The organism is Streptomyces albipurpureus (assembly GCF_023701525.1).
In the GTDB taxonomy this organism is placed as follows: Bacteria; Actinomycetota; Actinomycetes; order Streptomycetales; family Streptomycetaceae; genus Streptomyces; species Streptomyces albipurpureus.
In genome coordinates this window covers 27530-52488 of record NZ_JAMQAW010000012.1, presented here as the reverse complement: position 1 = coordinate 52488, position 24959 = coordinate 27530, and the positions used below count along the sequence as shown (strand labels likewise).

Here is a 24959-nt window from a genome sequence, read left to right as displayed (position 1 = left end):
ATGACCGAGCGGATCCGCCGTTCATCGTGTCCGGGGCGGGAGCCGCGCATGCCGTGGGTCGTGCGCGGCTCCCCCGAAGGGCGATAACATCGTTAACATGCCGATCGCTCGTAAGAGATCCCCATCCGGGCAATCCAGCGCTCCGCCGCCCGCGGTCCGCGCCCAAGCGCTGGTGATCGCTGCCCGTCGCATCGTGGACGCAGACGGTCTTGAGGCGCTGACCATGAGGCGCCTGGCGGACGCGCTCAAGCTGCAACTGCCAGCCATCTACCGCGTCTTCACCAACAAGCAGGCGCTCCTCGACGAGCTGGCCGAGGCAATTCTGGCCGAAGCCCTGCCGGACGGCCACGGGGACCACTGGACGGAGGAGGTCGCCCTGCTCGCCGGGCAACTGAGGACAGCCCTCCTGGCGCAGCGCGACGGCGCCAGGATCGTCGGCGGCAGCTATGCGTCGAAACGGAACACCCTGACGTACGCGGATCGGCTCGTGGGCATCATGCGGCAGGCGGGTCTCGACGGCACCGCGGCTCTCTGGGCGACGTCCACGGTCTTCTGCTATGTCCTGGGGGAGGCCCTGGAGCAACAGGGCCAGAGCGCCGGTGCCCTCGACAGACTCGACTCGGCCGCCGGGCGTGAGGCATACCCTCAGCTGTTCGCCACACCCGTTGAAGCGATCGTGAACTTCGACGATCGCTTTGAGTTCGGGCTTGACCTCATCCTCGACGGTCTTCGTCATCGGGTCGGCTGAACGGGACTCCAGCCGGCTGAGGTGACCCCGGCGGGTGTGGAGCGTGTTGGAGCGGAGGAACACTGTCCCGCATGGTTCGGTCCTGGCCCTGCCACTTCATGTCTTCGGCTGTGGTGGGGAGTCGCCGATCTGCATCCGCGACGATGTTCCGGACTCCCCGATGCGCGGCTGTCCGGCGCACCGGCCGACCACCTTGCCGAGCACCATCGCGCGGCACCTGGCATCAGTCCCGCAGTTTGTTGTCCAGGAATCGCGTGATCGTGCCCATCACCTTCTGCGTGGTCCACTTCTTTCCGGCCTCGGGATCGCCGAGGAAGGCCAGGTCCCCATGGTCGGCTCCGCTGACGACATATCGAGTGCCTTCCACTCGCTTCGCTCTGAGGGCGTCGAGCAGGATCAGTGACTGGCTGGGCGAAATGATGTGGTCGTTGTCGCCGTGGAGCAGGATGACGGCTGCCGATGACCGGCTGAGGTAGGTGGCGGGGTTGGCCGCCCTGTTAGCGGCATGGTCCGTCGCGACGGTCCTGGTCGAATTCGGGCCGAAGACGTATGCGTTGATGAAGCTGCCGGGATCCATGTACGCGGCCTTGGTCTCCGGGTCGAAGTCGTCGGCCACCTTGGAGAGGTCATGGGCGCCGAACTGGTCGACGACGGCCTGGACGTCGCTGCTCCGGTCGAGGTTGTCACCCTGATCGAACCGGTCCGTGCCGTTGGTTGCGCCTGTCATGGCCGCCAAGTAGCCGCCGGCCGATTGACCCCAGACAGCCACCTTGTCCGTGCTGATGCCCAACTCATCCGCGTGGGCCCGCAGATAGCGGATCGCCGACTTCACATCCACGACGCCGTCCCTGTAGGTGGAGCCGGTACTCGTGGTGCGGTACTCGATGCTCGCCACGGCGTAACCCTGCTCGGCCACGTAGGTCCGCTGGTCGAGGTTGCCCGATTTGTTCGCCGTGATGAACCCGCCGCCGGTGATGTAGACCACCAGGGGCTTCGGGCCCTTCGTCTGCGGTACCTGTAGATCAAGCCTCAGGTCGCGCCGCTCGCCTCCGGCCGTCGGCGATGCGTACACAAGGTCCCGATGCATCGTCACATGCGTTTGTCCGCAACTGATTTGCGGCCCGTTCGGAATGATGACCCTGCTGGATCTCGTACTGGTCGGTTTGATCGTCTTCGCGATCGGAACGGCCCCGCCGGGCGGCCCGCCGGGGCCGACGGGGGATCGCGGGCAGTCGACCGACCTCATCGAGGCCGCAAGTGCCACCGGCTCGGGGGATATGGCGGGTCCCGCGGACGGCCATGCCGTCGCACCCAGGCCGAGAAGTGCGGTCCCCGCGAGCGCGCCTAACCTGCCGCGTGCAGTCATCTGAGCTGAGCCTCCTTTAAGTGGAGAAAGGTTCTCCAGTTTGGAACCGTAGCACCGCCGAGGTCGGAGTGCCAGGCCTCGGCGCCCCTCCCGGGGTGCTCGGAGACGACGGGCGCGGGGGCGGTCCGGCCGGCCGGACATCCCTCCGCTTCCGGTCCCTTGGCAGGCGGTGCGGAGGCTCCCTTCGCTTGCCGCGCATCAGGCGACCAATCGTTCGGTCGGTGTCTCGGGGCGACGGTTGCCCGGCAGTGCGGAATGCCGCGTCACCACGCCCCGAGCCTCTTCTTGTTGGGTGCGAACAAGGCCTGTAAATCTCTGAGTTGCGCGACAGTTCTCCTCTTGTGCTGCACTCTCTGCAAATATCTGCGGTGGCAGACCTCACTTGCCAGGAGACAGCCGTGACCATCGACAGAAGCCCATTGGATTCGCCCGAAGAGAAGAGGATTCGGCCGCTTCGAGTGGCGACAGCAAGTTTCATCGGGACCGCGATAGAGTGGTACGACTACTTCATCTACGGCGTGGCGGCTGCGATGTTTTCGGACCGCTCTTCTTCCCTTCCGTCTCCCCGGCGGCGGGCACCCTGGCGTCCTTCGCCACATACTCGGTCGGATTTCTCGCCCGTCCCCTCGGCGGCATCGTCATGGGCCACTTCGGCGATCGGGTCGGCCGCAAGTCCATGCTGGTCATCTCCCTACTGACCATGGGGTTCGCCACCATCTGCATCGGGCTGCTGCCCACGTACGAGACCATCGGTGCCTGGGCCCCGATCCTGCTGGTGACGCTGCGTTTCATTCAGGGGATAGGCGTCGCCGGCGAATGGGGTGGCGCGGTCCTCATGGCCATCGAGCACGCCCCGGAGCGCAGGAAGGCCTTCTATGGAAGCTTTCCGTAAATGGGCGTTCCGGGAGGCCTCATCATCGCCAACCTCATGTTCCTTGGCCTGACGGCGAGCCTGAGTGATCAGGAATTCCTGGAATGGGATTGGAGGGTTCCCTTCCTGGCGAGCGCCGTCATGGTGATCGCCGGTCTGGTCATTCGGCTGACCATCTCGGAGAGCGAGGAGTTCGAGGCCGTAAGGCAGTCGAGGACGGAACACCGAATACCCTTGGTGTCCGTACTCCGCGAGCACTGGCGGGAATTCCTGCTTTCCGCGGGGGCGTTCATTGGAATCAATGCCGGGGGCTATATCTTTATGTCCCACCTGCCGGTGTACACGACCGCGGTGCTCAATCTGAGCCGGGACCTGATCCTCACCTTCATCCTGTTGGCCTCCGGAGTCTGGCTCGCGGCCATCCCCTTGGCCTCGGCACTTTCTGACCGGCAGGGCAAACGCAGGGTTCTCCCCGCAGGCTCGATCGGCCTGGTGATCTGTGCGGCCGCGCTGTTCCCGCTCATCAACACCGCTGACTCCGCGCTGATCCTGCTCGCCCTGCTGGCGACCGCCGTGTTCATGGGCATCGTCCACGGACCGATCGCCGCGCTCTTCTCCGAGCTCTACCGGGCCGAGATCCGCTACAGCGGAGCCTCTCTCGGGTACCAGTTGGGGTCCATCCTGGGCGGCGGCATCGCGCCGACCGTCGCCACGGCCCTCTACGGCAACTGGGCCTCCACCACGCCCATCACCCTGTACCTCACCGGAGTCACGCTGCTCAGCCTCGGCTGTGTATGGCTGGTCACACGCGAGCGGGGGCACCGAGAACCGGCCTGATCAAGAGGACTACCCTGTGTCGCATGACCGAGAGTTCCGGGCCGCGCGATCCGGTCGAGGGCGGCCGCCCGCTACGGCGAGACGCCGCCCGTAACCGTGAGCGCATTCTCCACGCGGCACGTGAGGTCTTCGGTCAACAGGGACTGGGGGTCACGCTCGACGGCGTGGCCCGCCACGCGGGAGTCGGTGTCGGAACCGTCTATCGCCGCTTTCCCACCAAGGAAGCCCTGATCCGCGCCCTGTTCGAACAGGACCTCCAGATGCGCCAGGAGGCGGCCGAGCGCGCTCTCGCCCACCCTGACCCCTGGGAAGGTCTGGTCGACTTCCTGGTGGAGATGTCGGCCGGCCTTGCCGAGAACCGTGGCCTGCATGAAGTGCTCATGCTGGGCGAGCACACGTCCGGGCCCATCGAGACAGCACGCGGCGGCATGCTGCCCTTCCTCGAAGCCCTGATTCGCCGGGCGCAGGAAAGCGGGGATCTCCGCCCGGAGGTGACCCCTTCCGATATTCCTGTCATTCAGCACATGTTGTACGCCGCCGCCCAGTTCACCCGGGGTCAACAGCCGGACATCTGGCGCCGCTACCTTGAAATCCTTCTCAACGGCCTTCGCCAGCGCCCCGACAACCCCTCACTGGCGACCCCGAGCCTGAGCAACGAGATGGTGGAACGGGCGATGGGCATCATCAGGCCCGAATAGGTGTCACCGCGCGGACGGCAGCACCCGGGGGGTGCGGACCGCGCTCAGGGGCCTGACCCTGGATCGAGTCGTCGGCGAGAGCCCGGCCGCTGGGACCTGTCGATTCCCTGTCAGGAAACTGTCAACTCCGTATCAAGGTGAGCCCGCCCTGATCAGAGGGGAGCGCGCCGCCGTCCCCGTGCCGCACGATGGACAGGTGGACAAGACACGAGTGCTGGTCGTGGACGACGACCCGCCGATCGCCGACCTCGTCGCGACCGTCGCCCGCTACGAGGGCTGGGAAGCGGTCACCGCCCACTCGGGCCGGGAAGCGCTGCGGCTGGCCGCCGACTTTTCCCCGGACATCGTCGTCCTGGACCTGATGCTGCCCGACATCGACGGCTTCGGCGTGCTCGACAGGCTGCGCGCGGCCGGGGCGATGGTGCCCGTGGTGTTCCTCACCGCGCGCGACACCGTCGCCGACCGGGTCGCGGGACTGACCCGCGGAGGCGACGACTACCTGGTCAAGCCGTTCGCTGTGGAGGAGCTCATGGCCCGGCTGCGCACCGTGCTGCGGCGCAGTGCGGGGCCGGGATTCGAGCGGTCCTCCCTGCGCGTCGCCGATCTGACGATGGACGAGGACACGCGGGAAGTGCGGCGTGGAGAAGCCCAGGTGACGCTCACCCCGACCGAGTACGACGTGCTGCGCTACCTCATGCGCAGTTCCCCCACCGTGCTCACCAAGGCGCAGATCCTCGACCATGTGTGGGAGTACGGCTTCGGCGGCCGCTCGAACGTCGTCGAGTTGGTCATCAGCCGGTTGCGCCGCAAGCTCGACGCCACCGGCAGTCCGCTGATCCACACCGTGCGCGGTTTCGGCTACGTGGTCAGGCGGACCACCGAATGAGCGCGCGGCCGCGCGACACCTACCGCCGACTCCGCCTCGGAACCCGGCTCGCACTCGGTCTCGGCGTGCTGTCACTGGCGGCGTTCGCCGTCGTCGGCACGGCCCTGACCGCATACATGCGCGACCACCTGGGACACCAGCAGGTCGCCCAGCTGAAGCTGGTCCAGAACATCCAGGCCAAAGACGCCGCCCAGCACGGCACGGTCAAGCGGCAGCCGTACTACGGGTGGTACACGGCCGTCTACCACATCAGCGACGGCACGGCGGCGCTGCGCCGGCCCGCCGATGTGCCGCACGACACTGAGGAGTTCACCGCCCTCGCCCAGACGCGCGCCGACTCCAGCGGCGATGTGACGAGCACCGCGCAGGTCGCGGGCAAGGGTGCCTACCGGCTGCGAGCCTGCGAGGTCGTGCCCGGAGTCATCCTGGTCAGCGCCGCCCCGATGGCGGAGATCGAGAACACGATGGAGTACCTGATCACGGTCCAGGTGATCGCCTTCACGGTCGCGCTGCTGGCCCTCGTCGTCTTCGGGCGGCTCCTGCTGCGACGCGGACTGAAACCGCTCAGCGACATGGCGCACACCGCACACGGCATCGCCTCACACGACCTCACCGAGTCGGCGGCCCGCCTGCCACTGCGCGCCGACCGCTCCGGCGGCGGACCCGAGGTCGAGGAACTGCGCACCGCCTTCAACACCATGCTGGAACACATCGACGGCTCCCTGGCCGTGCGCGCCGAGGCCGAGCAGCGGCTGCGCCGCTTCGTCGCCGACGCCTCGCACGAACTGCGCACCCCGCTGATGTCGGTGCGCGGCTACGCGGACCTGTTCCAGTACGCCGCCGCCAACGTCCCCGAAGAGCGCGACAAGCACCTCGCCCGGCTGCGCTCCGAAGCCGCTCGCATGGGCGTCCTACTCGACGACCTGCTACTGCTCGCCCGGCTCGACGCCGCCGAGGTGGACGCGCCGTTGCGCCGGGAACCGTGCGATCTGGCGGACCTCGCCCGGCAGGCGGCTGACGCCTTCAGCGCCGCCCACCCCGGCCATCCGCTCACCCTCGACTCCGGGCCCCGCCCCCTGCCGCTGAGTGTCGACCCCGTCCGGGTCCGCCAGGTGCTCGACAATCTGCTCACCAACGCGGCTGTCCACACGCCCGCGGGGACGCGCGTGTCCATCACGGTGGGCGTGACGCCGGGAGCGGCCCGGGTGGTCGTGGCCGACACGGGACCCGGCATCACGGACGCCGACCAGAGCCGGGTCTTCGACCGCTTCTACCGCGTCGACACGGCCCGCGGCCGCGAGAACGGTGGAAGCGGCCTCGGCCTCGCGGTGGCCCGCTCCCTGGTGACCGCGCACGGCGGCACCCTGACCCTGCGCAGCGAGCCGGGCGCCACCGCCTTCGTCCTGGAGCTGCCGCGGGTGGGACCGGCCGAGGACCGTCCCGTAACCGCTGTTCCCAGGCGAGATGATCGCGGTGTGACCCGTGTGAACATGAGGTCCGGGCCTTCCTAGACGGCCCGTTCGCCGGGCTGGGCCCGCGCGCCTTCGGGAAGCTGGTGACGGTTCCGCGGTGCGAAGACGCGGACGCGGTCCGCGAGGGCCGACCGTGGACCGTTCCACGGGAGGACCGGGCACTGCTGGTCGCGAAATCCCATCTCCGCGGAATGGCGAGCGGTCCACCCGACCGACGGCCGACCACTCCTGAGGCAACGCGGAAATCACTTATGGGAGGCCCTAGGACTGCATACGGGGATCGTCTTTCACCTGCGCGCAATTCCCTGTCCACCATCGGACCGGGCAGTGGGTGCATAGGTGACGACCGGAGCGCGCTATCGGTCACGCCGGGAGGGAAACGTCGGATGGATTCGCTAGGGAGCGACAAAGGTTTTGATCAACGCCCGGTAGCGCTCGACCGCAGCGCGATCGCGCAGGAATTCACGGAAGCCGTTCAATCGACTGTTGTACTGGGTAATGGGCTTCCAGCCGCCAGCGGGTGCGACGTCGCGGCGAGTCGGCCACTGCAAGCCCCCGCGCTGTCGTTCCACGGTCAGCTGCCACGCGATGTAGAGCTTCGCAGCCGCCGGGTGGCGCGCCTTACGGAAGATCGCCACCGTTTGCGGCCAGCTCATGAACTGGTCCGTCCGCGGCACGACGTAGCGAAGGGGCTGCCCAGGGACGGGCGCCAATGACGCGATGTGAGCGAGAGTCGCCGTGCGCTCGCCGCTGACCAGCGACGCCGTGGTCGCCCCTGCGTTCGCGACAATCAGCGGCCTCTGCTCCATGAACTGCTCCATGTATCGCAGACCGTACTTCTGTGTCACCAGGTAGAAGGCGAACAGGATGGCGTCCTCCGCGGTGGGGTCCGGAATCACGATCCTGTCGCGGAACGCGGGCGCCAGAAAGTCACTGGCGTCCCGAGGAGCCCGGGCCTCGGTGAGGAGGGCGCTATTGCTGACGCGACCGAAGGAACGGGTCATGATGCCGATGTAGGCATCGTCGGGGTCCCGGTACTGCGGGAACACCGCTTGGGCGCCTGGGGGCCGGTACGGCAGGAGCGCGTTCTGGGCCTTCCAGTGGTCGAAGTCATACAGGGTCTGTATCTGCACGAGGTCAGGCTCCAGACCGCCGAGGGCCAACTGCCGATTGACAAGGGCGCTTTGCACGGGGCTGTAGCGAACCGTGAAGACGGCGTCGATTCCGGGAAAGGCGGTGACGAACGCCTCACGGGTCCGGACCTCCTGCTGGGGAGAACTGCCGCCGGCCCACACGACAAGCTTGCCGCCCTCGTCGAGCGCGTCCTGGTACAACTTCCGCAGGTACTGAGCTGAGTCGCCGCCGACCGCGGCCGACGCCGCGAAGGCGCCATTCGGCGCGAGTGCCGAGGCACTCACGCCTACCGCGCCGACCGCGGTGTACTTGAGGATGCCGCGTCGCCCGATGCCACGCGTCACCGGATCAGGACTCGTCAATTCTCTCTCCTTTGGCTCTTGCTGTGCGGCCCTTATGAGTGAAGGCGTCATCCGCTGACGTGAACACCCTGCCACCGCATTGCCGACCTGGGAGAAACCGACAGGTTCTTGATAACCAATCCGCTGTTGGCTCCCGGCTCGCATTCGAGGGGCAATCCTCCATAAGGACCGTCCCGCGAGGACAGTTCACGGGTGGGACGGTCTTGGTTCGACGGGGTGCGATCACAGCGTCGGAGCCCTGCCTGGACAGCCGCGTTCCAGCGGGCTGATCCCACCTCAGTTCGGCGGACTGATCACCGTGTTGCGGCGCGGAGGTACGGACCTGTTCCACGAGGGTCGGCCCTGGAGCCTGCCGCGGCAGGGCCGCGTACCGCTGGTAGTCGTCGACTGGCGGCCGAACCCTGTCGGGAGTTTGATCAACTGCGGCCGGCGGGCCATCCCGTCTCCAGCGGTCCACCGGCACCAGGGCACGGCCGACCGGTCAGAGGGCGGTGGGGTGCGCGGGGCGGATGCGCAGGTCCCGGCCGTGGGCGTCAAGTGGGCCGCGCTGAGGGTACGAATGCCGGGCACCGCAGAATGGCGGTGTGTCCCTACCTCACCTTGGTCCGAATCCTCACCTTGGGCCGGAGCGGCCCCGTCTCATCGGGCGGGAGTGCGAGTGCGCGACTCTCGACGGCCTCATCGAAGCGCTGACCGTCGGGAACGGGGGCTGTGTGGTGATCTGCGGCGAGGCTGGGATCGGTAAGTCCGCCCTGCTGGGGTACGCGCGGTCCGCCGCGGGTGTGCGCGTGCTGCGGGCCGAGGGGGCCGAGTTCGAGAGGGACTTCGCCTTCGCCGCACTGCACCAACTGTGCGGGCCGGTCCTCTCCGGAATCGCCGCGTTGCCGGCTTCTCGGCGTGAGGCGATGGGGACGGCATTCGGGCTGCGGGAGGGCGACACTCCCGACCCCTTCCACATGGGCCTGGCCTTACTCGACCTGCTGGCGAACGCCGCGGACAGCGGCCCGCTGCTCTGTGTCGTCGACGATGCCCAGTGGCTCGACCCGGCATCGGCGCAGGCGCTGGCCTTCGCCGCGCGCAGGGTGGGGGACGAGCCGATCGCGCTGGTCTTCGCGGTACGCGACCCCGCCGCCCGCCCCGAGTTGCGTGGCCTGCCGCACCTGCCGCTGAACGGGCTGGCCGAAGCCGACGCGCGGAGCCTCCTCATGTCCCGGATCCGGGCTCCCCTCGACCCGGGGGTACGGGAGCGCATCCTCGCCGAAGCCCGTGGCAACCCGCTCGCCCTGCTCGAACTACCCCGTGCGAGCGAACTGGCCGGAGGGTTCGCGCGCCCCGACGCCTCCGCCGCCCCGGCCGTGATCGAGTCGAGCTTCCGAGCCAGACTGGCGGGACTTCCGGCCCGGACGCGAACCCTCCTGTTGATGGCTGCCGCAGAGCCCACCGGCAACCCCTCGCTCCTGATACGTGCCGCGGCGGAACTGGACATCGGCCCCGGCGACGCCCAGTCCGCTGAGGAGGCCGAACTTGTCTCCTTCGGGAACTGGGTACGGTTCCGCCACCCCCTCGTACGCTCCACGGTCTATCGCTCCGCCTCGCCGGACCAGCGCCGCGCCGCCCACCGAGCGCTGGCCCGCGTCCTGGACGGGGAGAGCGACGGTGACCGCAGGGCCTGGCATCTGGCCCAGGCCGCGATCGGACCCGACGAGGAAACCGCTGACGCGATGTACCAATCGGCCACTCGTGCTCGGGCCCGGGGCGGTTCCGCCGCGGCGGCGGTATTCCTCGCCGAGGCGGCCCGACTGACCCCTCAGCGGGCTCTGCGCGCCGAACGGGCACTGTCCGCCGCGGCAGCGAAGCACGAGGCCGGAGCCGTCGACGAGGCGCTCGGGCTGCTCTCCGTGGCGCGGAGGGGACCACTGGGACCGCGTGAGCGGGCGCAGGCCCGGACCCTGCGCGCCAGGATCGCCTTCGACCAGAACCGGGACTCCGCGGCCGTCGCCCAACTCCTCGACGCCGCACGGGCCATGGCGGCGATCGACCTTCCGGCGGCGAGGGCGTCGCTCCTCGACGCCCTCGCCGCCGCTGTCTTCGTCGGCCGGTTCGCCTACTCGGTGCGGATGTCCGACGTGGCCGAGACCGCCCAGGCCATGCTCGGTGACGACGCCCCCGCGCGGCCAGGGGATCTACTCCTCGACGCGTTGACCACCCAGACGACGAAGGGCTTCTCAGCGGCGGTCCCGTTGCTGCGCCGCGTGGTGAGGACCTACGGGGAGTGGGGCGACGGCCGCCGTCCCGCGACGGGCGAGCTGTGGCTTGCCTGCTGTGCCGCCATGGATCTGTGGGAGGAGGGCGCGTGGTTCGCTCTGGCGGAGAGTCAGTTGGCGGACGCCCGAGCGGCGGGCGCTCTGACGGTGCTGCCGGTGGCGCTCAGCTATCGGGCACTCGCCCATGTCCACGCCGGGCAGTTCGACGACGCCTCCAGCCTCGTCGCCGAGGCCTATGCCATCGCCGACGAGGTCGGCGCGCCTGGCCTGGAGTACGTCGAGGTGACCGTGGCCGCGTGGCGCGGGGAGGAGACCCGGACCCGGGAGTTGGCGGACCTCGCGAGGACCGGTGCCAAGGCCCGGGGCGAAGGAAGACTCGTCACCGCGGTGGAGTACGCCCAAGCCGTTCTGTTCAACGGTCTCGGCCGCTACGGCGCCGCCCTGGAAGCCCTGGGTCCTGCCTGCCGACTCGACGAGATGGGGTTCCACGCATGGCTTCTCACCGAGTTCGTGGAAGCGGCGGTCCGCACGGGCGACCGGGAGATCGCTCTCCCGGCGCTCCAGCGCCTGCTTGAGCGCACGGAGAGCACCGGAACCGACTGGGCGTCAGGAGCGGCCCTGCGCAGCCAGGCACTCCTGACGGAAGGTTCCGAAGCCGAGGAGTACTACCGAGAGGCGATCACACGACTCGATCGGACCCAGGGCGCCGTACACGCGGCCCGTGCCCGCCTGGTCTACGGCGAATGGCTGCGGCGCGAAGGGCGCCGGCTCGAAGCCCGGACCATGCTGCGCGCCGCTCACGACAGGCTCTCCGCGATGGGTGCCGGGGCCTTCGCGGCCCGCGCGGCTCGCGAGCTCGACAGCACGGGGGAGCACCCCCGGGGCCGCAAGACCCCACCTCCGGTCGGGCTGACGGCCCAGGAGTTCCAGATCGCCCGCCTGGTCGCTACGGGCGCGACCTCGAAGGAGGTCGGAACGCGCCTCTTTCTGAGCCCCCGGACCATTGACGCTCATCTGCGGAACATCTTCAGGAAGCTCGGCATCACCTCACGCAGACAACTCAGGCATATGCCGTTGTGGCGTGATGACCCGCGGGGAGGAAGCCACGGCCGGGCCCATCGGAACGACTGAGCCGTACTCGGGCGCCAGGGGTGTCCGCCCGGCCGACGGCCGCGATCCGCGTACCGCCGCATCTGTCGCGGCGTGCTGCCGAGGCGATATTGTTGACGTGTCCTCAAACGTGTCGGTGGACGCGCCGGTGCCGCATGGGCGGGTGCTGGATCGTTCGGTTCAGCGCTGGCGCCCGTAGCGGCTCCAGCGAGGGCCGGTCCGGGCACGCCGCCCGGGGATGGCAGGCGTCACCGGGGCGGGTCGGCGACTCGGTGTACGGCAGCCGCATCTCAGGAGCGGGAGACGCGAACCGTGCCCACACACCGAGTGTTACGCGAAGAACCGGCGCTCATCGGTCGATCCCATGAGACCCGCCGGCTCCACCGGCTCGTCGATGACCTCGACGCCGGGAACGGAAAAGCGCTGCTGATCCTGGGCGAAGCGGGCATCGGGAAGACCGCCCTCCTCGAATCGGTGCGGACCGCACCACCAACTACCGTCCTGCGCGCCTGCGGCAGGGAGATCGACAGACAGCGCGACTACGACGGGCTGCACCAGTTGTGCGACCCCCTGCTGGCCGCGGTCACCAAGCTGTCGAAACCGCGACGCCAGGCCCTGGAAGCGGCGTTCCAGTCAAACGCGGGCGGCGATCCGGACCCCTTTCTCGTGGGCACGGCCACTCTGGGCCTCCTGTCCGAGGCCTCGGCCGAACGCCCCGTACTGTGCGTCGTCGACGACGCGCACTGGCTGGACCGGGCCTCCACCCGGGCGCTCGCCTTCGCCGCCCGACGACTGCGCGGCGCCCGGGTCGCCTTCCTTGTCGCGGCCCGGCAGCCCAACGACCGGATCGAACTGACGAGCCTTCCCTCACTGCTCCTCACCGGACTTCCGGAGCAGGACGCCCGCAGACTCCTGTCGAAACGGGTCCGAGCTCCCCTCGACCGCCCCGTGAAGGACCACATCATCGCGGAAGCCCGAGGCAACCCGCTCGCCCTTCTCGAACTCTCCCGGACCGCCGGCCTCCCCGACCTGGACACCCCAGCCGGCGCCGCCGCACCCGGAACGCCCCTACAAGCCAGTCTCCGCAGACGCATCAACGCACTCCCCGCAGACACCCGGCAGCTCCTTCTGGTAGCGGCCGCTGAACCCACCGGGAACCCCCTGCACCTGTGGCGGGCCGCGCGGCACCTGGGCATCGGCGTCGAGGCGGCGGCACCCGCCGAAGAGGCCGCACTCCTCTCCGTCGACCTGTGGATCCGGTTCAGCCACCCCCTCGTACGGTCCATCGTCTGGCACGATGCCGAACTGACCGACCGCCGGACCGCCCACCGCGCCCTCGCCGTGGTTACTGCGGCCCACGAGCCGGATCGCTCGATCTGGCATCACTCCCAGTCCCTCGCGGGCCCGGACGAAGCCACGGCAAGAGCCCTTGAGCGATCCGCGTCGCTGGAACGGACGCCGGGCAAGGCGGCTGCCCTTCTCGAAGCTGCGGCCCGGCTCACCCCTGACGCCTCGGACCGTGCCGCGAGGACCCTCAGCGCGGCCGGGTCGCAATGCGACGCCGGAGCCCACGACGCAGCCGAACGACTCCTGGCGCTCGCACACTCCGGGCAACCCGACGAACGCCTGACCGCCGGTGTCGAGACCGTGCGCGCCCGCCTGGCCCTCCATCGCGGCCGGTGCGACAACGCCGCCGGTCTCCTTCGGCGTGCGGCCACTCTCATGTCGTCCGTGGACGCGCTCCTGGCCCGAGAGATCCGCCTGGACGAGCTGGCCGCCACCACCTGCGCCGGCCGCCTCGCCACCGAGCCGCAGCCCCTGGAAACAGCCGACAGCCCACCCCGCGCCGCACCATCCGACTTCCCCCGCCCTCTCGACCTGCTCGTCGACGGCCTCACCGACCGGGCGAGCGGGGGAATCACGGTCGCGGCGCCGGCGCTTGAGCGTGCGCTGCGCGCGTATCTCGATGGCCAGGACGCCCATCCCTACGGACAGAGTGAGGCATGGGCCGTGTGCAGTGCGGCGATCGACCTGTGGGACGACTCCGCGTGGCGACGACTCGCCGACCGGCAGATGAGCAACGCCCGGCACGCGGGCGCGCTCACCCTGCTCCCCGCCGCCCTGAGCCGGCGAGCGCTGGTCCATCTTCATGCCGGCGAGTTCGAGGCGGCGGCGGCGCTCATCCGGGAGATCGGCTCACTGCCCGGCGATACGGGCCGCTGGGGTCTGCCCTGTGTACGGACCGCCCTCGCGGCCTGGCGAGGAGATCGGGCCCGAACGGCTGAACTCGCCTCCGAGGCCCGGCGGGACGCGATCTCACGCGGGGAGGGGCACCTGCTCACGGCCGTCGACTACGCCAGGGCGGTGCTGTTCAACGGGCTCGGCCGTCCTGCCGACACCGTGCGGATGTGGCGGTCCGTCCACCACCTCGATGAGACCGGCCTACACACCTGGGGTCTGGTCGAACTCGTGGAGGCGGCTGCCCGGTCGGGAAGTCCCGACGTCGCCGTCGCCGCGCTGGAGGAGGTCCTGCGACGTACCCAAACCAGTTCCACGGACTGGGCGCTCGGCGTGCGACTTGGCTCCGTAGCACTTCTCAGCGGCGGATCGGAGGCCGGGGATCTGCACCAGGAGGCCATTCGGCGGCTCGATCTCAGCGATGCGACACTCCACGCCGCCCGTGGCCGACTTCTCTACGGAGAATGGTTGCGAGCCGGCGGGTACCGGATCGAGGCCCGAAGACAACTGCGGCAAGCGAACTTCGTCTTCTCCTCCTGTGGCGCTACCGCCTTCGCCGCCCGCGCCACCCGGGAACTGCGCGCGGCGGGGGAGCACACCCGCACACTCCGGACCGGACCGGTCGACTTCTCCTGTCTGACCCCACAAGAACTGAAGATCGCACAACTGGTGGCGACAGGAGCCACTTCCAGGGAAGTCGGAACCGAACTCTACTTGAGCCCCAGGACGGTCGACGCCCATCTGAGAAGCGTCTTCAAGAAGATGGGCATCTCTTCTCGCCGGCAACTCCATGGCACGATTCCCCTTCGTTGAAACAGTGCTCAGCCGAATTGGGCGAGGGTGGGGAAAGGGAAATGGATTGGCTGTGCATTCCTGATCCTCCAAGTTCCCTTTCTGTGCAACCTGGTTCTTCTCTGCCAGGCTCAGCGGATACGGGAAGTCGATAGGGAAAGGCTACTTCGGTGATAAATCAACCTTCTGCTACATTCCTGCCATGGGAGAACCTCGATGGCTCAACGAGCAGGAGGCGCAGGTCTGGAGGAAGTACCGGGACCTGCGCCGGGATCTGCAGAGCGCACAGGACCGTCAGCTCCTTCGGGACTCCGGGCTGTCGGGTGCCGACTACGCCCTGCTCGTTCCGCTGTCCGAGGTTCCTGACGGTCTGATGAGGTCGCGGGACCTCGGGCGGGAGGTCGGGTGGGAGCGCAGTCGGCTGTCCCATCAGATCATCCGCATGGAGAAGCGGGGGCTCGTCACCCGAGAGGCATGCGCCGATGACGCCCGGGGGGCCATGGTGCGGCTGACCGTTTCGGGGCGGGCCGCCATCGAAGGCGCCGCCCCCCAGCATGTGGAGACGGTTCGCCGGTACTTCTTCGATCCTCTTACCTCTGACGAGGTGGAGCAACTGGGCACCCTGATCGGGAAAATGCTGGACGCGCTCAGCCGTGAACAAGGTTGAGTAATCCGGCCAGGACCAAGTCTCGCACCTCTTCGGAGGCTCGTTCCTGATACTGATGGGCGCAAAGCAGGCGACTTCGAGTTGCGGCCTGGTTCTGGATACTGGGTTCATTTCCGCCTTGAGTGGCGCTCTTTCTTTGGATTCCACGAAATCCCCCAGCCGTTTGTCGCCCCGGCCCCGGTCTTCTCAACCGTCTCCCCACCTGTCCCCGCCGAGCCCCGAATCGGCGATACCACCGGCGAAGGCGCCGCCTCGTACCCGCCTCCTCGGCATAAGCGAAGAAGCTGCCGCGGAACGCGCCCTCGGCGGGGAAGGCTTCCCCGTTGTCGCCCCCGGGTTGTGGTCCTAGGTAGCGATCGCCGACGCGAAACGAGAGACCTCGCTGACAGAGTGGCGTCAGGCGTCATCGGGTCATCGGGTCATCGGGTCATGAGGCACAGGGTTGTCGGCCCGACAGGGGCAGTCGCCTACGCCAAAGGGGGGTGTGCCGCGACACGACCGTCCCGGGCCTGACCGAGAGCGCCATGACGAAAGCCAGGACACACGACCCGATAGGACGGTCGACCAGGTCCGCTGCCTCGCCGTACCGCTGACCTGCTGCGCGACCGGTGGTGTGCACCCCGTTGACCGTGGCCGCATCACCCTCCGATCCACCCCGCCGGACCACCCACTCCCCCTGCCGGTGCAGGCACGGCCATGCCCCGAGGCCGCCCGTACCGGCCGGCCGCACCCTGTCTCAACCAGGAGCTCTCATGACCATCGCATCCCCCTCCGACCCGATGCCCGCGCGCCCCGCCCACGCGGGTACGCCACCACCGTTCGACCCCGAGCTCGAACCCGCGCTCGGCCCGCTGAGCGAACGGCTCCCGGCCGCCATCACTCCGGGCGCGATCCCCGCTCTGCGCCGCACTCTCCATCGCATGCGGACACCCGACGAGGAGATACGGCGCGGCGGTGCCATCGAGTTCGAGGAGCGGCTGGTGTCCGGACCTCCCGGCGCCCCCGATGTGCCCCTTCTGCTGTGCCGCCCCTCAGGGGTCCGGGGGCCACTGCCCCTCGTGTACTTCACACACGGCGGTGGAATGATCCTCGGCGACAACCGCAACCTCATCGGGGAAATGCTCGACTGGGTGGTCGAACTGGAGATCGTCCTGGTCTCCGTCGACTACCGGCTGGCCCCGGAACACCCTTACCCGGCGGCTCTGGACGATGTATGGGCCGGACTGACGTGGACGGTCGACCACGCTGACGAACTGGATGCCGATCCCGGGCGAGTGGTCGTATCGGGCCCGAGCGCGGGCGGCGGCCTGACCGCCGCCCTGACCCTGCTTGCCCGCGACCGGGGTGGTCCGCGCCTGGCGGGACAACTCCTCGTCTGCCCCATGCTCGACGAGCGCAACAACACCCCCTCCAGCCATCAGATGGCGGGGCTCGGAGCCTGGGACCGGACGTCGAACAACACCGGCTGGGACGCCCTGCTCGGCCCGCTCCGCGGCACCCCGGACATACCCGCCTACGCGTCACCGGCCCATGCCCAGGACCTGTCGGGGCTGCCTCCCACCTTCCTCGACGTCGGCTCCGCCGAGACATTTCGCGACGAGGTCGTCGCCTTCGCCAGCGGTGTCTGGCAGGCCGGGGGAGTGGCCGAACTCCATGTGTGGCCCGGAGGATTCCACGGCTTCGACGCCCTCGTACCGGAGGCGACCCTGTCGAAGGCTGCCCGTGCCGCCCGGCTGCGCTGGCTGCAACGCCTGCTCAACGGATGATTCCGCCCCGCCCGGAGTCGCGGGCCCCGGAGGTGACCGCGGTCCCGCTCTGGGTTGACCGGACAGCACCAAAGGCCAGGGGACAGACCACCGGAACCGGGCATCACCGTTCGGCGCAGACATGAGAGGGGAGCCCGGAGTTGAGTCCAGAGATCCGTCATGAGCAGAGGTCGGCCCCGCTGCCCTCCGGTGAGGTGTCCCTGCTGATAGCCCGCCAGGTGGACCCCGGCCACGAGGCGGCCTTCGAGGAATGGGCGAACGGCCTCTTCTCGGTGGCGGCCCGATTCCCCGGGCACCTCGGCCATGGCCTTTTTCGGCCGGCCTCACCCGGTGAACCCTGGTTCCTGGTCCACCGTTTCCGGGACAACGACGCGTACGAGCACTGGCACGCCTCCGGCGAACGCACCACCTGGTTCGCCCGCGCGGATGGCCACCACCGGGAGATCGACAGGCGTTGGCTCACCGGCTTGGAGGGCTGGTTCCCGGTGCCCGGGGCGGACACCCGACAGGCCCCCTCCCAGGGGAAGATGACCTTAACCGCGTTCCTCGGCATCTTCCCCGTCTCGCTGCTGGCAGGCACGGTGCTCCAGCCGGCGATGGCCGGGTTGCCCCTCGTCGTACGCACCGGAATCATCGCGGCCCTCTTCAGCACCCTGATGTCCTACGCCGTCATGCCCGTGCTCACCCGGCTCCTACGCCGATGGCTCTTCCCCAGCACAGGGCGCTCGGTGCCCTTCGGCGGGCCCGGCCGCAGAGCCATGACCGCCGGACGCCGGAGTCGCCGTGGATCAGAGTTCGCCGGGTCGGCCGTACCGGTAGAAGAAGGGCCCCATCTGCGTGGCGAGCGCTCGGGTGAGGCTTGAACTGTCTTCGAGCAGCCGCGCCCCGGGGTCGAGCTCCCCGACGTGGACAGGGTCGAAACCGGCGTCCCGGATGAGTTGTTCGGCGGTGCTGCGGGCCGCAGGATCACTCGCGAAGAGATTGCTCGGCCTGATCCTCTGCGCCGAGATCTGCGTGTAGGCGGCGGCGAAGACCGTGGAGAAGGCTTTGGCGGTCGGGCCCCCGACGATCGACTTGACCTGGTGGGAGAGCGACGGAAACGAATTGTCGCGCTCCTGGTAGACATTGGTCGCGTCGAGGGTCATCTGACTGGCGAGACCGGACACCTTGCCCAGCGCGTCGGCGATCGCGTGACCGGGCACGGCCACCACCACGACGTCGGCGCCTGCGGCGTCCCCGCCGTCCTGCCCGAGCCCGGTCACCGCATGGCCCGCACTGGTCCACAGGCGGGCGAGCCCGCCGCCGACCCGGCCACGGCCAACAATCGTGATCTTCATTGTGCGACTCCTTGAGGGTGTCCGATGGCCCGGTTCGCGAGACCTGCGGTCGAATGGCAGCCGGTGGGTGTGCCGAAGACCTGAGGTCGGGGTATGGGTCCGAGGCCGAGGGGCGGCCCTGCGGCAGGCCTGTAACGGCGCCGCAGGGCCGCGTGAGCGGGCTCTGTTCGGAAGGCGGGGCTTGAGGTCCGGACGGCCTCAGCGGCTTTGGCCGGTCGCCGAGGGTCCGACCGGGTCAGCTCTTGTCGAGGCCGAGCAGTTGGAACTCCCAGGCCAGGCTGGTGCCGAAGACACCACCGTGCTCAAGGAGGATCTCGCTCATGCCCGGTACGGTCTCCTCACGGGCCCAGTCCCGCTGCCACTCCCCGATGACGGTTCCGGAGCAGGTCGGGATCACACCAGCCTGGATCATCCGCTGGATACCGCGCTCATGGGCCTCGACACTGGTGGCACCCGAGGCGTCCGTCACCGCGAACACCCGGTAGCCGTCGGCTATGGCGTGAACAGCCGGCCAGGCCAGACAGATGTCCGTCCAGAGACCCGCCATGACGATGTCCTTCCGGCCCGTCTCGGCAACCGCGTCCACCACCCGCTGGTCCTCCCAGGTGTTGATCGTCGTACGGTCGATCGGAGTCTGATCGGGGAACACGTCCTGGACCTGGCGGATGAGCCGGCCGCCGCGATCCGCCACGACGGTGGTCAGGATGGTCGGAACATCGAACAGCTTGGCCCCTTTGGCCAGCGCCGTCACATGGTTGACCACCAGGCTGGCGTCCATGCTGCGCATGCCCGCGAACTGGGCGCCCTGATGGTCGATCAACAGGAGAACGGAGTTCTCCGGGGTGAGGAGAGCGTCGAGGCCGGTATAGGTGATGCCTTGGGCTGCCATGAATTCTCCCGCTGGTCGTGTCGGTCCGCGGCCCGTTCTGCCGCCGACACTTCGACCATTCCATCGAGCCGCTATCCCTCGCATCGGCGACAACCACCTAGACCTCAGCGGTTGCCACCAGCTTGGTTAGGCTCCCGCTCCATGGCGAGTGACCTCCTGTCCACCCGGGGGCCTCGCTCGCGACGGGACTGGGGGAGGGCTGGCGGAACAAGCCGACCCGGGCGGCGCGGGCGAGTGTCTCCACACGGCCGAGGTCGCGCTGCAGCCGTATAGGCGTCTCCTCGACAACAACTGGCACTGCGCACCATCCCCTACACCTGGGTCCAACAGACCCGACCCGGCGGCCTGATCGTCACCCCCTGGGGCACCCACTTCACCAACGCCGACCACATCCTCCGCCTCACCGTCTCCCATGACGGCACCAGCGCCACAGGAACCCTCGGCGACCCCGTCGAGTTCATGAAAGCCCGTACCCAACGCCGCCACCTCGACCAAGCCGCCTACCTCTCCAACGGATTCCCCGGCGACGCCACCACCAGCCCCACCACCCTCACCTCCCGCACCATCGGATTCGACGCCCCGCTTCGCCACCCGTTCATGACCGCGGCCCGCCTCCTGGTGCGCGGCTGCGCCTACCTCGGGGACCGGCGTCGGGAGAGCCGCAGCGTCTGGCTCTACGGACTCACCGACCGCTCCTGGGCAGCGGCGGTCCTCCACGACCACACACCCACGTCGACCGTGTACCAGAGCGGTCCGAGACGACTGTGGGACGAACTGGAGGCCGCCTACCGCTGGTGGACCGACGCCGGTGAACCAACCCCCGGACGTTTCGGCCTCACGGTGGACACCCGGGGCGGGGCAACCACGCCTGGCTCGACACCCCGGACAACCCCCTCACCCTCCACGCGTAGACCTCATGCCAACGGGACAAGAAGGGTGAGCCCCCAAGCGCTCCCCGTGGCCTGCTTGCTCCCTACACCAACGCCCCCGCTGTAGCGCAACGGCTGATGTCGCCATGTCGCCGCCGGCCCTCAGCCGCCCCGGTTCGACGGACAGCCCGCGCACCCCTCCGGGACGGTGCGGTACCTCGGGGCCAATGACCGTGGGCCGTGGCTGGAACTCCGACTCGCCGTGATCGAGGCCGAGATCGAACGGGTCCTCGTCGTCGCCTCCAGGGACGGCATCCCCTTCTCCGCGCGGACCGGCCTGGTGATGGAGGCGTTCGCCGAGGACGGGGAGGGTGTCCTCCGGTACGAGGTGGACGACGCGGCGGCCGGGACCGCGCTCGTACTCGGCGCATTTCACCGCAGCTCGGGCGGCTGGAAATTCTCCGCGACAGGCGAAGGGTATGCCTCCGGGCTCGCCGGTCTCGTATCGGCTCACGGCATCGAGGTCGCCGACGACCCCGCTGCTCCGGCCCCCGCGACACCGCTTGCGGCAGCGCCCGCAGCGCCTCCCGTCCCGGCCCCGGCCGCGCCCGTACCCCACCCCACCGCACCCGTCGGCGCCCACGGGCCGGACACAGCGGCCTCCGACTGGTCCTTCGGCGAGGCCTTCGTACCCCATGTCGTGGCGGGACACGGCAGGGAGGTGGTGGACACCGGCCGGCACGTGCCGGCCGGGTCCCGCCCTGGTCCACATCGAGTGCACGGGCGACGGGTACCTCTCCCTTCGCCCGCTCGGCCCTGACGACAAGGCCGAAAGCTACCTCCTGAGCGGCAGCATGGAGGACTTCCAGGGATCCGCCACCGTCGAGGTCCCCCGGGACCGACCCCTGCGCCTGGAGATCGACGACAAGCGCCCCTGGACGGTACGCGTCCTGCCCTTGACGGCCGCCCGCCGGCTCGAAGGCACCCTGAGCGGGAGGGGCCCCGAGGTCTTCCTGCACACGGGTGGCCCCGCCGATCTGTATCTGGACGTCCGGAGCGAGACGTATGTCAACGTGCGCTGCTACGAGGTGGCGAACCGCAGCGAACTCCCCGACTACGGTGACTCGATCTTCAGCATGTCCGGCCCCTTCAGCGTGATCCTCCCCCTGGTGCAGGGCCCGCTCCTGGTCACTTTCGGGGATGGCGGGGCCGAGTGGGAGGCACGGCTCGACCGCCTGGCCTTCTAGGACGTACGCGCCCGGCGCGGCCTCCCGGCCCGGTGCCGGCGGGCCGCGCCCGCCTCTTCCGGGGCCTGCGGCTCTACCCGAGGGGAACGGTACGGCGTTCGGGCGGGGGAGGCGGCGGGTTGAGTCGCCGCTGTGGTGATGGCGCGGATGCGGTCGGTGAAGCCTGGCGCCGCGGGGAGAAGGGCTGTGGCCAGCGGATGCCAGATCCGGGTGAACCGCCATGCCAGGAGCGGGCTTTGCCGGCGAGCAGGTTCGGCGCTGGACGGCCACGGCTCGCTACTCCGTCGGAAGGGGATCGACGCGGGCGCCGTTTGGCACCCGCCTGGAGAGGTCTCCGCGCGCTCTTCCGGCAGACGGCAGCCTGACGCACTCGGCACAACTGGAAGGCCGAGTGACCGGCCACTCCCAACCAAGAAGGCCCCGCGCCACGACTCGGACCTCCTCCAGACCGCAAAGACCGTCGCAACGACGGCGCGCAGCCGGCACCGGGTTCGAGCTGCTCAACTCGACGAAATCCACGAGCTCCCTGGCCGAGGGCGTCACCGGGTCGGCTGCGGTCGAAGGGGAGGTGGAGACGACTTCGTGCGGTGGTCGGATCATCGGTCTCTGGGGCGTCGCCCTTTTAGTAGGTGATGGGTATTTCGCAGCGATTTGGGACTTTCGTCGGTCGCGCCTCCCCGTCGCTGCCTTCCGGGTGAGCCACCATGAGCCCCTGACGCTCTCGCCGGCCCTTCTCGCTGCCGGATCGCCGAAGCACCGGGGGCATGGACGAAGAGAGCGGAGGACCCGGTGTGTTGACCGCATGGGCGTCGATCCTGCTGCTCCTGGGGGTGGTGGTGGCGGGGCTGGTAGTGGTTTACGGGGTGTCGATGTGGCTCGCGCCCGCCCGTTCCGTTGGGGAAGTCGAGCCGTTCAGTGGTGGATTCGCACCGGAGCAGCACGCCTTCTCACGGTTCCATGTGCGTTGGTACCCGATCACCATGATCTTTCTCGCCTTCGACATGGAGATGCTCTTCATGTACCCGTGGGTGAAGGTGGTTTCGGAAGTAGGAGTCGCCGCGGTCGTCGAGATGTTCCTCTTCCTCGCGATCCTGTTCGCCGGTGTGTTGTATGCCGGGCGCGAGGGGGCGTTTCGGTGGACCTGAGAAGCCGATTGCGGCGTAGGGCGGTGCAGAGCCCGGTGGTTCTGGTGGCGGTCCTGCCGGGAGCGACGGAGCTGCGGCTCGACGTCGAGGCGGAGTTGCGGCGGCGAGGCTGGGACATCGCGGGCGCTCCGGCGGTCGCGGATCTCCTGGTGGTCTGTGGCAGTCCGGACCCGGATGTGGGGCGGCGACTGGACACCCTGCGACGCGCCATGCCGCAACCCGCACTCCGCGTCGACGTGTCTCGGCCCGGTCGCGCCGCACAGGCCCTGGACGAGGGTCTCGCCCTGCTCAGCGAAAGGGCAGCCTCGCCTTCCGAATCCGCGTCCGGGCACGAGGACGCCGGTGCCGGGGAGCACCAGGCGCACTCCGGCAGCGGATCCGCCCCTGCCGAGCCCGGCCATGGGGCACCCCACGGGCACGAGCACCAGCATCCAGGTCACGAGGCGGCCGGTCACACGGAGCAGGATGCGCACGGTGGTCATGGGGGCCATGACCACCATGCGATGTCGACGGTGGCGGGGTTGCCGATGGCCGATCGGGCCGATGACCGGGACGGGCTCAGACTCGACCGGCTGCTCCTGCCGCTGGGCCCCGTGCTGGCCGACTGGCCCGCCGGGCTGATCCTGCGCTGCGCGTTGCAGGGCGACATCGTGCAGGAAGTCCGCGTGGACCGCCTCCCTGGTCCACCGGACGGCACCTCCTTCTGGAACGAGCCCTGGCTGCGGGCATCCCGTGGGGAGCCGGTCGCGCTCGGCGTTGGGGCCCGCCGACGCTGTGCAGCTCATCTGGACAGCCTCGGCCGGCTTCTTTCCCTCGCGGGTTGGGGCGATCCGGCAGCGCGTCTGAGGCGGCTGCGGGACGAGGTACTGGACGGTGCGCCCGCCGGACAGTGCGGTGAGCGGCTCCGGGCCGTGGCGGGACGGGTCGAACGCTCGCGGACGCTGCGTTGGGGCCTTGCCGGTCTGGGGAGGCTGCCCGCGGAGCGGGCGCGGCGGTGGGGAGTGACCGGTCCCGCGCTGGAGGCGGACGGCGATGTCCACGACCGGCTTCTGGTGTGGCTGCGGGAGGCCCGCCGGGCGGTCCGGGACTTCGACGACGTACGGCCGCTGCCTGCCGGGGAGTTGATCGGACCACGCGGCACGGTCGGGGGGAGCAGACCTCCGTCGCAGGCGCTGCTCGACGTCCTTCCGGAGCTGTTGGCCGGTGCCGAGTTCGGCTGTGCGCGGCTCATCGTGGCGAGCCTGGACCCCGACGTGGATGAGTCCGTCGCCGTATCCGCCGGGGACGGTGCGCATGTCTGAGGCCGTACCCCCGTGGGCGGTGGTGATCCTACCGATCGCCCTGGTGTCCGTCGCGGTCGTCACCGTCGGCTTCGACGCGGTGCTGTCCGCCGCGGCGGTGCGAGGGCGCCCGGGGTCGTTGCGCGAGCTGGGATTCCGGGCGGCGGCCCCGCTGCGTGAGGTGTTGCGGCTGCTCGTCCAGCCGTCACGCCGGACCACCGCGGCCGATACCGCGCTGGGCCGGATCGGGGTGGTGCTCGTACCCGTGGCGGCCGTACTGGCGGGAGCCGTACTGCCGCTGGGGTTCCGCTCGTTGAGCGACCCCACCGTCGGCATCGTGTGGTTCAACGCGATGGAGGCGTTGGCCTGGGCCGCGGTGTGGCTGACGGGGTGGGGTCCGAACTCCGCGCTGTCACTGATCGGTGGATACCGGTTCCTCGCGCAGGGCCTGGCGTACGAACTGCCGCACATGTTCGCGATCACGACCGCGGCACTGGGCGCCGAGTCGCTCCAGGTCGGGGAGGTCGTGGCGGCTCAGGACGGGCTGTGGTTCGCGGTGTGGATGCCGGTCGCGTTCTTCGTCTATCTGCTCAGTGCGATGGCGATGTCCTTCTGGGGACCGTTCGGACATCCGCTGGGCAGGGATGCTGCGGGCGGCGCGGCCATGGAGTTGTCGGGCGTCGACCGCCTGGTCTTCCTGGGCGGCCGATGGCTGCTGATGGTCGTGACCGCGGGTGTCAGCGTGCCGCTGTTCCTCGGCGGGGGCCACGGTCCGCTACTGCCCGCCTGGGCGTGGACCTTGGTCAAGACCGCGCTGGTCCTGGCGGCGCTGGTCGCCGGCCGCAGGCTCCTGCCCACCCTGCGGATGGAGCGCTACACGGAGTTCGCCTGGCTGGTGCTGGTGCCCGCGACGCTGTTGCAGGCCCTTGTCGTCGCCGTGGTCGTACTGAATCGCTGACTCATATGAATGACGGAGAGGAA

At 69.3% G+C, this 24959-nt stretch carries 18 protein-coding genes and 3 pseudogenes; 17 read left to right on the top strand and 4 right to left on the bottom strand.

Going from position 1 to position 24959, the window contains the following annotated elements:
* Positions 1 to 97 precede the first annotated feature (97 nt).
* A complete protein-coding gene (locus NBG84_RS15990; protein WP_250920116.1) occupies positions 98 to 748 on the top strand; it encodes a TetR/AcrR family transcriptional regulator in 651 nt (216 codons plus the stop codon).
* Between the two features lie 223 nt (positions 749 to 971).
* On the opposite strand, the gene NBG84_RS15985 is transcribed toward NBG84_RS15990, so the two are convergent.
* Positions 972 to 1835 carry a prolyl oligopeptidase family serine peptidase gene (locus tag NBG84_RS15985; protein WP_250920115.1) on the bottom strand — a complete coding sequence of 288 codons (864 nt, stop codon included), beginning with the start codon at positions 1833 to 1835 and terminating at the stop codon, positions 972 to 974.
* 772 nt (positions 1836 to 2607) lie between these two features.
* Between NBG84_RS15985 and NBG84_RS15980 the strand changes: the two are divergent.
* The 5 genes and pseudogenes from NBG84_RS15980 to NBG84_RS15960 all read left to right on the top strand — a co-directional run.
* Positions 2608 to 3822: pseudogene (locus tag NBG84_RS15980) on the top strand (MFS transporter).
* A 23-nt stretch (positions 3823 to 3845) separates the two neighbouring features.
* The gene (locus NBG84_RS15975; protein ID WP_250920114.1) at positions 3846 to 4520 is read left to right on the top strand and encodes a TetR/AcrR family transcriptional regulator; all 675 of its coding nucleotides are present in this window, start codon (positions 3846 to 3848) and stop codon (positions 4518 to 4520) included.
* A 196-nt stretch (positions 4521 to 4716) separates the two neighbouring features.
* Complete coding sequence (locus NBG84_RS15970) at positions 4717 to 5406, top strand: response regulator transcription factor (protein WP_250920113.1); 690 nt, start codon at positions 4717 to 4719, stop codon at positions 5404 to 5406.
* On the top strand, positions 5403 to 6917 hold the full coding sequence (locus NBG84_RS15965) for a sensor histidine kinase (protein ID WP_250920112.1): 1515 nt from the start codon (positions 5403 to 5405) through the stop codon (positions 6915 to 6917). The genes NBG84_RS15970 and NBG84_RS15965 overlap by 4 nt, the downstream gene beginning before the upstream one ends.
* A gap of 17 nt (positions 6918 to 6934) precedes the next feature.
* Positions 6935 to 7051 (top strand): annotated as a pseudogene (locus NBG84_RS15960) (IS5/IS1182 family transposase); the annotation flags it as partial.
* Between the two features lie 222 nt (positions 7052 to 7273).
* Here the strand turns inward: NBG84_RS15960 and NBG84_RS15955 are convergent.
* Positions 7274 to 8374, bottom strand: coding sequence for an ABC transporter substrate-binding protein (locus NBG84_RS15955; RefSeq protein WP_250920111.1), 1101 nt, complete (start codon positions 8372 to 8374; stop codon positions 7274 to 7276).
* A gap of 584 nt (positions 8375 to 8958) precedes the next feature.
* On the opposite strand from NBG84_RS15955, the gene NBG84_RS41120 reads away from it, so the two are divergent.
* From NBG84_RS41120 to NBG84_RS15930, 5 genes are all read left to right on the top strand, one after another.
* A complete protein-coding gene (locus NBG84_RS41120; protein ID WP_250920110.1) occupies positions 8959 to 11769 on the top strand; it encodes a helix-turn-helix transcriptional regulator in 2811 nt (936 codons plus the stop codon).
* A gap of 291 nt (positions 11770 to 12060) precedes the next feature.
* Positions 12061 to 14799 carry a helix-turn-helix transcriptional regulator gene (locus NBG84_RS15945; RefSeq protein ID WP_250920109.1) on the top strand — a complete coding sequence of 913 codons (2739 nt, stop codon included), beginning with the start codon at positions 12061 to 12063 and terminating at the stop codon, positions 14797 to 14799.
* Between the two features lie 181 nt (positions 14800 to 14980).
* Positions 14981 to 15445 carry a MarR family winged helix-turn-helix transcriptional regulator gene (locus NBG84_RS15940; RefSeq protein ID WP_250920108.1) on the top strand — a complete coding sequence of 155 codons (465 nt, stop codon included), beginning with the start codon at positions 14981 to 14983 and terminating at the stop codon, positions 15443 to 15445.
* 752 nt (positions 15446 to 16197) lie between these two features.
* Positions 16198 to 17211 (top strand): alpha/beta hydrolase, encoded by a 1014-nt coding sequence (locus NBG84_RS15935; protein WP_250920107.1) that lies wholly within the window; start codon positions 16198 to 16200, stop codon positions 17209 to 17211.
* Positions 17212 to 17351: 140 nt separating this feature from the next.
* Positions 17352 to 18074: an antibiotic biosynthesis monooxygenase gene (locus tag NBG84_RS15930; protein ID WP_250920106.1), complete on the top strand. Its 723-nt coding sequence runs from the start codon at positions 17352 to 17354 to the stop codon at positions 18072 to 18074.
* On the opposite strand, the gene NBG84_RS15925 is transcribed toward NBG84_RS15930, so the two are convergent.
* Both NBG84_RS15925 and NBG84_RS15920 read right to left on the bottom strand, forming a co-directional pair.
* Positions 18000 to 18548, bottom strand: coding sequence for an NAD(P)-binding domain-containing protein (locus NBG84_RS15925; RefSeq protein WP_250920105.1), 549 nt, complete (start codon positions 18546 to 18548; stop codon positions 18000 to 18002). The two genes, NBG84_RS15930 and NBG84_RS15925, sit on opposite strands and share 75 nt — an antisense overlap.
* Before the next feature lie 235 nt (positions 18549 to 18783).
* Positions 18784 to 19437, bottom strand: a complete 654-nt coding sequence (locus NBG84_RS15920) for a hydrolase (protein WP_250920104.1) — start codon at positions 19435 to 19437, stop codon at positions 18784 to 18786.
* Positions 19438 to 19896: 459 nt separating this feature from the next.
* Between NBG84_RS15920 and NBG84_RS15915 the strand changes: the two genes are divergently transcribed.
* From NBG84_RS15915 to NBG84_RS15890, 6 genes and pseudogenes are all read left to right on the top strand, one after another.
* Entirely contained in the window at positions 19897 to 20433 is a 537-nt protein-coding gene (locus NBG84_RS15915; RefSeq protein ID WP_250920103.1) for a hypothetical protein, read from the top strand.
* Positions 20434 to 20499: 66 nt separating this feature from the next.
* Positions 20500 to 21126 (top strand): annotated as a pseudogene (locus tag NBG84_RS15910) (TerD family protein); the annotation flags it as partial.
* A gap of 34 nt (positions 21127 to 21160) precedes the next feature.
* Positions 21161 to 21553 (top strand): hypothetical protein, encoded by a 393-nt coding sequence (locus NBG84_RS15905; protein WP_250920101.1) that lies wholly within the window; start codon positions 21161 to 21163, stop codon positions 21551 to 21553.
* A gap of 764 nt (positions 21554 to 22317) precedes the next feature.
* Positions 22318 to 22698: an NADH-quinone oxidoreductase subunit A gene (locus tag NBG84_RS15900; RefSeq protein ID WP_250920100.1), complete on the top strand. Its 381-nt coding sequence runs from the start codon at positions 22318 to 22320 to the stop codon at positions 22696 to 22698.
* Positions 22689 to 23999, top strand: coding sequence for a hypothetical protein (locus NBG84_RS15895; RefSeq protein ID WP_250920099.1), 1311 nt, complete (start codon positions 22689 to 22691; stop codon positions 23997 to 23999). The genes NBG84_RS15900 and NBG84_RS15895 overlap by 10 nt, the downstream gene beginning before the upstream one ends.
* Positions 23992 to 24936 (top strand): NADH-quinone oxidoreductase subunit H, encoded by a 945-nt coding sequence (locus tag NBG84_RS15890; RefSeq protein WP_250920098.1) that lies wholly within the window; start codon positions 23992 to 23994, stop codon positions 24934 to 24936. Before NBG84_RS15895 ends, NBG84_RS15890 begins: the two co-directional genes overlap by 8 nt.
* The last annotated feature ends 23 nt before the right edge of the window (positions 24937 to 24959 follow it).

Coding starts and splice junctions, on each gene's coding strand:
- NBG84_RS15990 (WP_250920116.1), top strand. CDS start 98: ATGCCGATCGCTCGTAAGAGATCCCCATCCGGGCAATCCAGCGCTCCG.
- NBG84_RS15985 (WP_250920115.1), bottom strand. CDS start 1,835: ATGCATCGGGACCTTGTGTACGCATCGCCGACGGCCGGAGGCGAGCGG.
- NBG84_RS15975 (WP_250920114.1), top strand. CDS start 3,846: ATGACCGAGAGTTCCGGGCCGCGCGATCCGGTCGAGGGCGGCCGCCCG.
- NBG84_RS15965 (WP_250920112.1), top strand. CDS start 5,403: ATGAGCGCGCGGCCGCGCGACACCTACCGCCGACTCCGCCTCGGAACC.
- NBG84_RS15940 (WP_250920108.1), top strand. CDS start 14,981: ATGGGAGAACCTCGATGGCTCAACGAGCAGGAGGCGCAGGTCTGGAGG.
- NBG84_RS15935 (WP_250920107.1), top strand. CDS start 16,198: ATGACCATCGCATCCCCCTCCGACCCGATGCCCGCGCGCCCCGCCCAC.
- NBG84_RS15925 (WP_250920105.1), bottom strand. CDS start 18,548: ATGAAGATCACGATTGTTGGCCGTGGCCGGGTCGGCGGCGGGCTCGCC.
- NBG84_RS15920 (WP_250920104.1), bottom strand. CDS start 19,437: ATGGCAGCCCAAGGCATCACCTATACCGGCCTCGACGCTCTCCTCACC.
- NBG84_RS15915 (WP_250920103.1), top strand. CDS start 19,897: ATGAAAGCCCGTACCCAACGCCGCCACCTCGACCAAGCCGCCTACCTC.
- NBG84_RS15905 (WP_250920101.1), top strand. CDS start 21,161: ATGGAGGACTTCCAGGGATCCGCCACCGTCGAGGTCCCCCGGGACCGA.
- NBG84_RS15900 (WP_250920100.1), top strand. CDS start 22,318: ATGGACGAAGAGAGCGGAGGACCCGGTGTGTTGACCGCATGGGCGTCG.
- NBG84_RS15890 (WP_250920098.1), top strand. CDS start 23,992: ATGTCTGAGGCCGTACCCCCGTGGGCGGTGGTGATCCTACCGATCGCC.